This is a genomic window from Gracilibacillus boraciitolerans JCM 21714, from assembly GCF_000521485.1.
Lineage (GTDB): Bacteria > Bacillota > Bacilli > Bacillales > Amphibacillaceae > Gracilibacillus > Gracilibacillus boraciitolerans.
Genome location: NZ_BAVS01000022.1, coordinates 40,941 through 51,123 on the forward strand (window position 1 = coordinate 40,941; position 10,183 = coordinate 51,123).

The 10,183-nt window shown below is 38.2% G+C and carries 15 protein-coding genes and 1 pseudogene; 12 read left to right on the plus strand and 4 right to left on the minus strand.

The window, feature by feature from the left end; all coding sequences use genetic code 11:
• The first annotated feature begins 4 nt into the window (after positions 1-4).
• The 3 genes from JCM21714_RS24800 to JCM21714_RS12810 are packed head-to-tail and all read left to right on the plus strand — an operon-like array spanning position 5 to position 1,774.
• Positions 5-454, plus strand: a complete 450-nt coding sequence (locus tag JCM21714_RS24800) for an ABC transporter substrate-binding protein (protein WP_439644473.1) — start codon at positions 5-7, stop codon at positions 452-454.
• Entirely contained in the window at positions 451-969 is a 519-nt protein-coding gene (locus JCM21714_RS24805; protein WP_439644474.1) for an ABC transporter substrate-binding protein, read from the plus strand. Before JCM21714_RS24800 ends, JCM21714_RS24805 begins: the two co-directional genes overlap by 4 nt.
• Positions 962-1,774: an ABC transporter permease gene (locus tag JCM21714_RS12810; protein ID WP_052000624.1), complete on the plus strand. Its 813-nt coding sequence runs from the start codon at positions 962-964 to the stop codon at positions 1,772-1,774. The genes JCM21714_RS24805 and JCM21714_RS12810 overlap by 8 nt, the downstream gene beginning before the upstream one ends.
• Here the strand turns inward: JCM21714_RS12810 and JCM21714_RS12815 are convergent.
• Entirely contained in the window at positions 1,771-2,217 is a 447-nt protein-coding gene (locus tag JCM21714_RS12815) for a winged helix-turn-helix transcriptional regulator (protein WP_035724859.1), read from the minus strand. The genes JCM21714_RS12810 and JCM21714_RS12815 overlap by 4 nt on opposite strands.
• Positions 2,218-2,352: 135 nt before the next feature.
• Here JCM21714_RS12815 and JCM21714_RS12820 point away from each other — a divergent pair, with 135 nt between their 5' ends.
• The 3 genes from JCM21714_RS12820 to JCM21714_RS12825 all read left to right on the plus strand — a co-directional run bounded on the left by JCM21714_RS12820 (position 2,353) and on the right by JCM21714_RS12825 (position 4,124).
• Positions 2,353-2,883, plus strand: coding sequence for a DUF4242 domain-containing protein (locus JCM21714_RS12820; protein ID WP_035724861.1), 531 nt, complete (start codon positions 2,353-2,355; stop codon positions 2,881-2,883).
• Positions 2,884-3,057: 174 nt separating this feature from the next.
• On the plus strand, positions 3,058-3,417 hold the full coding sequence (locus JCM21714_RS24305) for a hypothetical protein (protein ID WP_369403590.1): 360 nt from the start codon (positions 3,058-3,060) through the stop codon (positions 3,415-3,417).
• A complete protein-coding gene (locus tag JCM21714_RS12825; RefSeq protein WP_369403591.1) occupies positions 3,369-4,124 on the plus strand; it encodes an acyl-CoA dehydrogenase family protein in 756 nt (251 codons plus the stop codon). The genes JCM21714_RS24305 and JCM21714_RS12825 overlap by 49 nt, the downstream gene beginning before the upstream one ends.
• A 62-nt stretch (positions 4,125-4,186) precedes the next feature.
• Here JCM21714_RS12825 and JCM21714_RS12830 read toward each other — a convergent pair whose 3' ends face one another.
• Entirely contained in the window at positions 4,187-4,432 is a 246-nt protein-coding gene (locus JCM21714_RS12830) for a YkuS family protein (RefSeq protein ID WP_035724863.1), read from the minus strand.
• Between the two features lie 195 nt (positions 4,433-4,627).
• On the opposite strand from JCM21714_RS12830, the gene JCM21714_RS12835 reads away from it, so the two are divergent.
• Together JCM21714_RS12835 and JCM21714_RS12840 are read left to right on the plus strand one after the other, a co-directional pair.
• Entirely contained in the window at positions 4,628-5,308 is a 681-nt protein-coding gene (locus tag JCM21714_RS12835) for a serine hydrolase (RefSeq protein WP_035724864.1), read from the plus strand.
• A complete protein-coding gene (locus JCM21714_RS12840; RefSeq protein ID WP_035724866.1) occupies positions 5,278-5,730 on the plus strand; it encodes a hypothetical protein in 453 nt (150 codons plus the stop codon). The genes JCM21714_RS12835 and JCM21714_RS12840 overlap by 31 nt, the downstream gene beginning before the upstream one ends.
• A 179-nt stretch (positions 5,731-5,909) precedes the next feature.
• Here the strand turns inward: JCM21714_RS12840 and JCM21714_RS19395 are convergent, their stop codons facing one another.
• On the minus strand, positions 5,910-6,152 hold the full coding sequence (locus JCM21714_RS19395) for a GNAT family N-acetyltransferase (protein ID WP_158413518.1): 243 nt from the start codon (positions 6,150-6,152) through the stop codon (positions 5,910-5,912).
• The gene (locus tag JCM21714_RS12850) at positions 6,136-6,348 is read right to left on the minus strand and encodes a hypothetical protein (RefSeq protein WP_035724870.1); all 213 of its coding nucleotides are present in this window, start codon (positions 6,346-6,348) and stop codon (positions 6,136-6,138) included. Before JCM21714_RS12850 ends, JCM21714_RS19395 begins: the two co-directional genes overlap by 17 nt.
• A 147-nt stretch (positions 6,349-6,495) precedes the next feature.
• Between JCM21714_RS12850 and hpaB the strand changes: the two are divergent.
• The 4 genes and pseudogenes from hpaB to cpaB all read left to right on the plus strand — a co-directional run bounded on the left by hpaB (position 6,496) and on the right by cpaB (position 10,107).
• Positions 6,496-7,912, plus strand: a pseudogene (gene hpaB / locus JCM21714_RS12855) (4-hydroxyphenylacetate 3-monooxygenase, oxygenase component).
• Between the two features lie 169 nt (positions 7,913-8,081).
• Positions 8,082-8,204, plus strand: a complete 123-nt coding sequence (locus JCM21714_RS21750) for an MscL family protein (RefSeq protein ID WP_235182838.1) — start codon at positions 8,082-8,084, stop codon at positions 8,202-8,204.
• Positions 8,205-8,236: 32 nt separating this feature from the next.
• Complete coding sequence (locus tag JCM21714_RS12860) at positions 8,237-8,611, plus strand: MscL family protein (protein WP_235182841.1); 375 nt, start codon at positions 8,237-8,239, stop codon at positions 8,609-8,611.
• A gap of 812 nt (positions 8,612-9,423) precedes the next feature.
• Complete coding sequence (cpaB, locus tag JCM21714_RS12865) at positions 9,424-10,107, plus strand: Flp pilus assembly protein CpaB (protein WP_035724872.1); 684 nt, start codon at positions 9,424-9,426, stop codon at positions 10,105-10,107.
• Positions 10,108-10,183: the final 76 nt, after the last annotated feature.

Consider the following 10,183-nt stretch of genomic DNA (forward strand, 5'->3'; position numbering starts at 1 on the left):
AAGGGTGGACCAAAATACTAGGCTTCGCATGGTACTGGTGCTGTTGTTAACAGCTTGTGGTCAAGATGAAGACGGAACACAGGGATCAAGTGAAAAAACAACCATTAAAATTGGTTATATTCCAATCACTCATGCTGTTCCATTATATGTAGAGGAAGGATTAGCAGAAGAAGGATTTGAGAACTTTGAACTTGAACTTGTAAAGTTTGGATCATGGCCTGATTTAATGGATGCTTTAAATGCAGGCAGAATCGATGGGGCCTCTGCATTAGTAACAGTTGCAATGCGAGCGAAGGAACAGGGAATTGATTTAAAAGCAGTAGCATTGGGTCACCGTGATGGTAATGCGCTTGTAACCGCGAATGATATCGAGGGTGTAGCAGATCTGGAAGGCAGTCGTTTGCGATTCCACACAAGTTTTCTACCCACAATATCTTACTCTATCAAGCTTTGAAACAAAATGGTTTCTCTTATGATTATGTCAATGCAGTAGAAATGCCGCCAGCAGAAATGCCAGCAGCCCTTTCAGAAGGACGAATTGCTGGGTATGTCGTAGCAGAACCATTTGGTGCGCAATCTGTCGTTCATGGTAATGGCAAAGTTCTTTATCAAGAGGATGATCTATGGAAGGATGCGATTGATTGTGCTTTGGTATTACGAACTGAATTTATCAATGAACAACAGACAGCTGCAGAAGAGTTTGTCAACGCCTATGTAGATGCAGGGCTTAAGGCAGAAGAAGGTCACGAAGAAACAAACCAGATCATTCAGGATTATTTAGATGTCGATGATGAGGTGTTGGACCTTTCACTTGAATGGATTTCATATGATGATTTAAAAATTAATCAAGATTCGTATACAGAACTGAGAGAATATATTATCGAAATGGGACTGTCAGAAAATCCGCCAACTTATGATGAATTTGTAGACAATTCTCTATTTGATAAAGCGATGGGATCCAATGAATAATCTATCAAAAAAAGCACTCAATATTTTTATAGGATTTGCGATCTTAATTGCAATTTGGCAAACAGTCATTCTTGTTACAACGATTAATGAAAATCTCTTTCCAACGCCATTGATGGTTTGGGAAGCGATTATCTCCTTAATCGCTGATGGCACCTTGTTTGTCCATTTGCAGATTAGCTTATTCCGCTTTGCCACAGGTTATATACTGGCGGTAGTGATTGCGATTATACTTGGCTTATTTTTAGGGCGGATGGAAAGAGTATGGAATATCGTTGATCCGATCGTCCAAGTATTACGTCCGGTCGCACCGATTGCATGGGCACCTTTTATTGTCTTATGGTTTGGGATCGGTAATGCTCCGGCAATCGTGATTATTTTTATCGCAGCGTTTTTCCCTGTCTTGCTCTCAACGGTTTCAGCAGTGAAAAAAGTGGATAAAACATATTTGAAAGTAGCAGAGAATTTGGAGATTAAGCAGCCGCAGTTGATGATGAAGATTATTTTGCCGGCAGCATTCCCGTACATTGCAAATGGCCTTCATATTGCACTTGGAACAGCCTGGATTTTCCTTGTTTCTGGGGGGGAAATGGTGGGTGCCCAGTCCGGATTAGGCTATTTGATTGTCGATGCAAGGAATTTACTACGGTTAGATCTCGTGTTAGCGGGTATTATTTTTATCGGTTTATGTGGGTTGATACTAGACAAGTTGATTATGGTTTTTGAAAAATGGATCCAGAAGCAGTGGGGGGTGGCGCAACCCCAACAAAATAAAGGCAGAAAAATAGTTCCCGACACCTTGTGTTAGGAACTAAGCTTTTCTTCTTTTATTTCTGTAACGGAAAGTTGATCAACATTTGTCTGACAATGTGGACAATAGTAGGCGATGGTGACTTCATGCTGGCATTCAGTATGAATTAATTTTTTATAGCATTTTTGGAGATTGTCGCGTCCCCCCCATAAGAGAATCGCATGAAATACATGCTCTAAATCTTTTCCGCTTTCCGTGAGTTGATAGTGATAACGTGGTGGATGCTCGGAATATAGCTCAGCGGTGACGAGGCCAGATTGTTCCAAGTATTTCAGGCGGTCTGATAAGATATTGGAGGAGATACCCTCTAGTGCCTTTTTGATATCACTGAACATGACATTGCCTTGTAAAATTTCGTGGGCAATTAATAAGGTCCAGCGGTCTCCAATAATATTTAAGGATTGCGCGATGTTACACGGTAAATTATAAGTCGTTTTCAAGTTATAGTCCCCCCCCTTTCTATGACTACTGTAATTTTAACATAAATATAAAAGTAATAGTTAGTTGTTTTTTATTACTGAGTATTATAAAATAACTAATAAGAAATAAAATATCAATGACAAGGAGTGGGATAGATGAGTTTATTTTTAGTAGAATCAAAAATTAGCGGAAATGTTACAAACAAGGAAGCTTTTGAGAATAAAGTAGCGGAAATTAATGATGCAACAGCAGCAAAGCAGGTTAATCTTGTAGAGGTTCAGGTTACCAAAGATCTTTCAATTGCCTTTTTCATTTTTGAAGCTGAGAACGAAGAAGCGGTAACGGCTAGTCTTAAAGATCTGGATATTACCATCGATTTAGTCAAAGAAGTACGTTTAGTAGGTAAAGAGCTAGATGATGTTAAAAAACAGGCTGATAAAGTTAACTATTTGGTGCAATGGAATCTTCCGGAAAATCTAACAATGGATGCATACCTTGAGCGTAAGAAGAAAAATTCCGTTCACTATGCAGAGGTTCCTGAGGTATCCTTCTCTAGAACTTACGTGTGTGAAGATATGTCTAAATGCTTATGCTTCTATGATGCGCCAGATGAAGATGCTGTTAAAAGAGCGCGTGAAGCAGTGAATACACCATTAGATTCAATTACTGAAATAGATAACAAATAAAAGGTGTGTATTCCTTCATTCTCCCAATCTGCTTGGTTGGGAGAAACATTTTTTCCTCTACATTCATTCCACATGTAAGCTAATTTTGACAAGGGTCTTCTTAATTTCAAGCGAGCTAACTGGAACACTCTGGTAGGTCTCATTTCACGATAAATCTAGGAGAGGTTGAGTACGATGATATCAGAAGAAATAATGAAAAATGATACATTAGAAGCTATCATTCAAGAGTATTTAAAGCCGTATGTGCGAAAAATAGATAGTGAGGCCTATTATGCGAAGAAATATTTGCTTGAGTTAGGCAAAGCTGGATTCTATCATTCTGAGCAGCTATCGATTAATGAGGTGTTGTTAAGAGAAATAGCTGTGGTCGAAAAAACAGCAAAGTATTGTATGACAACGGCCTTTAACTTATGGTGTCAACTAGCCTCGATGACCTATCTGCGCTATAGCATAATTCTTATCTTAAGGAAGAAATTCTGCCAAAGTTGGAGAAAGGTGAGTTGCTTGGCGGAACAGGCTTATCAAATCCAATGAAGTTTTACGGTGGAATGGAAGAGCTACATTTAAAGGCAACGCGTACGGAGGGAGGCTATTTGGTTTCCGGAGCATTACCATCTGTTTCAAACTTAGATGATAACCACTGGTTTGGTATTGTAGCAGAGGTTGAAGGTGCACAGCGTTTGATGGCTTATGTTTGTTGTGATGCAGAGGGGCTTCGCCTTAAGGAAAAGATAGGCTATCTTGGTCTTAATGGAAGTGCAACGTATGCCTGTCAATTTAAGAATGTGTTTATTCCGGAGAAATGGATCATTTCAGAAGATGCAGACACCTTTATCGAACAAGTGCGACCGGCGTTTGTTTTTTATCAGATTCCGTTAGGACTTGGTGTGACAGCTGCTGCGATCCGCTCGATTCATCGAGCTCGAGCTAAGCAAGGCGGTTGTAATCGTTATTTACCGATTCAGGCAACGGAACTGGAGCAAGAGTTGGAGGCATTGCAGGAACAGACTTATAAGCTTGCTGGTGAGACAAACAATTTTCCATCAATTTGGAAAGAACTTCTCCAAACTCGCTTAGATGTTGTGAATTTAACATCAAAAGCAGTCCACGCAAATATGGTGCACAGCGGAAGTGCCGCCTATATCAGCAAAAGCGACCCAGCAAGAAGACTAAGAGAATCCTACTTCCTCATCAACCTAACACCAACCGTCCGCCACCTGGAAAAACTATTATCCAGATAGGGACATGGAGACAGGCTCTGCGTCCCATCTTAATTTAAGGATGGAACACAGAGCCTGTCCTGTTATTGTTGCAGTCTTTGCTGAATTTCCTGGTTGATATCGTTTGCGCTAAGTCCGTGCGCATTAATGACTGATCCCTGAATCGCTGTGTTTTGCATTCCCATCATATCTTTATCTTGGCCAGAAATTACGCAGCAATCACAGTTGCTGGCATCTTGTTCCTGCCTCAATGTAATCACTTCATGACCAGCCTCTTGTAACATTTGCTGTACATCTGTTAAGGATTCTTCTACTCCAATACGAGCCATATTTTCTACCTCCTTCAGCTATTTACCCTTTTAATATGAACGTAATTAATTGTGTTTATGCATTAATGTTTAATGGTGGTATTATCAGTCCGTAATACTTGAAATGATTGGTGGCTTCACAATGGAATAATTTACTTTTTTAATATAATATAATACAGAATGATCCAATTTTATTAAAAAGGGTGATAGTATTAAATGAATGTATTTTCTTATATTTTAATTTCAGTTTTAGTTCTAATTGTTATTGCGGTTTTGCTTGTGTACGTATTGTGGAAACGGGATATGTCCAAATCGAAAGAGGATTTATTATCTTTTTTGGAAGAGAATCCTGAAATCTGTTCTATAACTCTGATACAGAATGAAACAGAACGATTGAACCTAAATGGGAATGTGCAAACCCCCCCGTTAGCAAGTACGGTAAAAATTATTATCCTTCTCGCTTTTGTGAAGGCTGTCCATCAACAAAGACTAAATCCTGATAAAACAGTGAATATTACGGAAATAGATGCTTTATATTTTGAAAATACAGATGGTAACGCACATCCAACCTGGAAAAAAGAAAAACAAATTGGACAGGAAGTAACCCTTCTTGAAGTAGCGCAAGGGATGATGCAATATAGTTCAAATGCCTGCACAGATTATCTTTATTCTCTGCTTGGTGCGGAACAGGTGAACCACGAAATAAAAGAACATGCATTAATTCAACATACCTCTCTATATGCAATAAATTCAGCAATGCTCATACCTGCTTATTTAAAAGTGGAAAAATCAAAGAACATTCTCGAAGATCTAAAAAGATACCGCAACAGGAGTATGAGCAACTTGCAGATCTTTTATTATCAAAGGTGCGTGATGGTAAGGCTACTGAATATCTGAAAGAATTATCGAGTTTATCTGATATGAAAATCCAAAGCGAACTAACCAAAAGATTCCCGTCTTCCACCACAAGTGAATACGCCCAGTTAATGAACCTTATTGGAAATAGCGATAGATTATCATTGGAAGAAAAGGATTTAGTAGACAACATACTAAACTCTTTTTCAGCTACTAATAAGCGTCAATGGTATAAAGGGGGATCAACTGCATTTGTGTTGACGTCTGCCATGTACATACAGATTGAAAAAGAGACATTAGCATTATCTGTTTTTATCAGAGATGAAAAACGTTTAGACCTATTATGGATTGAACGGGTCATTCATGATTTCCTTAGATCTTTAATCAAAGATAATGCGTTCCGTGAACAAGTAATTCAAAGGCTGGAGGATAATCAGCAGAGTGAGAAGGTCGTCAATGTATGATTTCTTCACGGGAAATCACCCTCGCTAGACGGGAATTCCGTTCCGCTTCACGGGAAAAGTTATTCGCTAGACTGGAAAAAAGGGTATTTCCAGTGAACAGCATCATATTTCCCCGTGAAGCCGACACTAATTCCCGTCAACAGCGCAACATTTCCAGTGAAGAAGCACGATTTTCCGTGTCACAATTTTTTAGCCATAATGGTTTGGAAGTCTTGGAAGCCGAGATGTTGGTAGATTTTTTTGGCGAAGTTATTTGCGAATACGTTGAGCCTTATTTCGTTGTACCCTCGTTTTTTACCATAAGTGATGGCGGCATGCAGTAAATGTTTTGCTATTCCATGATTCCGATAGGCTGGTAGGACATATAATTCAAAAATAAATGCGTGTGGCTGATTGGTAATATGATCAATGTTTTCCCCCAACGAGAATCCACCCGGCGACTGATTGATCCACATTTCGATAAACGAAGTAATAGCCTCCTTGTTCCAGGATCAGCCACACCATTTGTAGCGCCTGATCCTGACTTATAACATTTTGCTGCAAAACCCCCTCATTTGCCGAATCCTTTGCTCTTGCTAAAATAAACTGTACATCATGATCCGTTGCCAAACCGATCATATCAAAACCCCCCTACATGATTCATTACTAAAGCATATGCCAGCTGTTATGAATCGGGTCTTCAAGCGAATCTGTCCCAGTAACATTTTTACTCCAAATCGATATAATGTGATAAATTAATATTTTTGGTTAGGGGGGGTGCGGTATATGCCAGCAATAACAGGCGAAATATATAAGAAACGATTAAAACAGAGCGAAGTGGAGCTTTGGCATAATGGAGAGAAAATAAAGAATATGTTAGAACATCCAGTCTTTAAAGGGATCATAAACAGCCAAGCCTTACTATATGATGCCCAGCATCAATTTGATTGTATGACTTATCGATCACCAGAAACGGGAAATCTAATTGGTACGTCCTATCTGCAGCCAACCACTAAAGAAGACCTTGCCAAACGCAGAGAAATGATTCAGCAGTGGGCACGGTTAAGTGGTGGAATGCTTGGTCGCAGTCCTGATTATATGAATACGATTTTAATGACATTTGCTTCCTCGGCAAGTCTTTTAGAAGGAAAAGATAATTGTTTTCCTCAGCATCTCATCGATTTTTATAACAAGGCAAGAGAAGAAGATTTATCGTTTACACATACCTTTATCAGTCCTCAGGTTAATCGATCCTTACTATATTTTGAGGATTCAAATGAACCGATTGCTGCAAAAGTTGTAGCAGAAAACAAAGAAGGCATTGTGATAAAAGGAGCCCGTCTACTGGCAACACAAGGAGGGATCACGGATGAAATTATCGTATACTCTCCCGGTGGAATGATCGATAAAGTATATGCCTTCGCATTTGCGATTCCCAGTGATACAAAAGGGTTAAAATTTATTAGCAGAGAATCATTTGTTGGAGGGGGACTCGACTTTTGATTATCCGTTAAGCTCACGTTTTGAAGAATCGGATAGTCTGGTTGTGTTTGATGAAGTATTGGTACCATGGGAAAGAGTATTTTTTTACAACAATTTGGATGTTTCCAATACTTTTAAAAATAAGAGTGCTTTTCTTCCGTTTACATTACACCAAATTGTTTGCAGACAAGTGATTAAGACAAAATTTATGGCAGGACTTGCACAATCTATTGTAGATACTATTAACATTAGCGAATACCCCCATATTCAAGAAATGGTGGTCGAGATGATTGCTGCCTTGGAAACCATGGAAGCGCTGTTAATCAAAGCAGAATGCAATGCAAAGAAAGATGAATTTGAACTGATGCGTCCAGAACTGGCGCCATTACAAGTAGCAACCTATACCTACACGACGATCTATCCGCGCTTAGTAGAAATTGTTCAATTCCTGGGATCGAGCGGAATGGTCTCTATTCCAACCGAAGCAGACTTTGCCTCTGAAATTCGAGCGGATTTGGAGCAATATTTGCAAAGTGCTACTCTTGAAGCAGAGGAACGAGTAAAATTATTCCGTTTAGCTTGGGATGCTACCATGAGTGCCTTTGGAAGCCGGCAAACACAATATGAACGCTTCTTTCTAGGCAGCCCAAACCGACTAGCCAATGAATTATACAATCAATATGACCTGAAACAATATACAGATTATCTGAAAAGCTTCTGAAACACGTGAAACACGGGGACGGTTCGTTTGTTGCATTCTGCCCTTTTTTATGGAGAATGATGGTTCGAATGTATTCTTTTTGAAGTAATTTGTTCCTAGTGGTTCTTTGTTCTTCAGGCAATAAATACAGAAAGAATTTGTGACATGCAACAAAAGAACCGTCCCCGTGTTGTATAAATGGGAAGGATGGGGGGGTGCAATGGGATTATTTCATGAATTTCGTCAGTTTACGATGCGGGGGGGAAGTGCGATTGATATGGGAGTGGGTGTCGTTCTGGGGGGGCTGCACTAAGCAATTTTGTTGATTCCTTAGTTCGCGATATTCTGCTTCCACCTCTAGGACTTTTATATGCCAGGATGGATATAGAAAACTTACATATCAGCCTCAGTGGAAGAACATATACTTCTCTAGCAGATGCTAAGGAAGCCGGTGCGATAACCATAAACTATGGATTATTTATTTCAACGTCGATAAGGTTTATGATCATACTATTTGTTGTATTCCTTGTTATCCGACAAATGAACCGCTGGAAGAAACCACATCAGCATCCATTGGACTCGATGACAAAAAAAGAATGTCCCTATTGTTGTTTGTCGATCCCCCCCACTAGAGCAGTTATCTGTCCACATTGTTCCACATCGCTTGAGGAAGAACAAGATGCAACAGAAAGAGCGATGCCACGTTTGAGGATAAAGTGATGTTCTAATGTTTCATAATGATGTTTTTATTGGGAAAGATAGCAAGTGATGAATTATTTTATCCCGGTGCTAAACGTCTGGAAGACTCCCACTGATCATAGTCTCACTTTATCCTAACTAAATATCTTATTGTTTGCGGATTTAAAATGTGGGGAGTAGAAAAATATAGATTTAGCTGGAGATCAAATCTGAGTTGTACCATAGCGTAAACTGTTATATCGTTCCTCAAATAATAGAAGATCTTAGTATTTATAATCGTATTTCTATTAATGTTAGTGAAAAAAATAAATTATTCTGCAGTAAAAATAGACTTCATATTTTCAAAGACGCAAATCCTCTATCAAATTTTTCTATGCTGAACGTTTGTACATAAAATTACCCACTATTTGATCTTGACATCCAAAAAAAGTTATAAGTAAAAAGACGGAATTCATTGTATCCAGTAATTCTTTTGTTTTTTGTTTTGCTCTTAATATGTTCCAATTAAATTAGAAGGGAAAAATACAACAAAAAAACCGTTCTTATGTTGCTTTGAAAAAGTAAAAAAAGGTAAAAGGTACTAATTTTATAATAAATTTACTAAATTAATCGACAAATTAAAACAAACATCAACATTAATAGGTAAAAAAGTATTAGAAAATAAAAATGAAAAAAGTCATGTTTTTCGTTTTTTCGGAATAATAAATTTAGTAATAAAATACTAGTTATTTTTAGTTGAATTTACATATCATTGACTTATTAGAAAAATATGTAATAATATTTAGGGTATAAAATGATAGTGCAAAAGTTGGCTAAAAGGCGGGATTACAGAAATGTTGGAATCAAGACGGAGAGCACTCATATTTTTATTATTAGCTATTGTTCTAGCTGCTATTTCAGGATTTTTAGTATTAAAGAAAGTGCAAGCATTAAACACTGAACTAGGAACGATGGTAATGGTTTATACAGCGGACAAATCCATTCCTTCCAGAACGATTATTACTCCAAATGATGTAACAACTACTGAACTTCCGGTGAAATATGTAAGCGATGAGCACGTTACAGATGTTCAAAAACTAGCTAACAAGGTTTCGGTAGTCCCATTATCTGCAGGTGATTTAATAACAAATAAAATTTTAAAGGAAGCATCAGCAGTAACAAAGGAAGATAATCGATTAGTGTCTGTATTAAAATCAGAAAAAGTTATCTTTGGCGAAAAGTTATATGCTCTTGATCGAGTGGATATTATTGTATCCCATAAATTAGAGGATGCCCCCCCGGTAACAGAAGTATTTATGGAGGATATAAAAGTAGCTCGTGTTGCTGAAAATGAGGGTGAATTTACTGGTGTGCAGATCGAAATACCTCATAAGCAGGTAGCTGAATTGATCCATATGCAAAATTATGCAGATAGTTTACGGGTAGTTAAAGCGAATGTGGGACAAGTGATGTCAGAAGAGCAGGCTACAGAAAGTGAAACGTCTGAAGAAAATACAAAAGAATCAGAAGAATCGTAGTATGGAGGTATTGGATGAGTAGTGTGAATGATATTTATATTATAGGAAATGAAGAAGATATACCTAGTCCATTAAT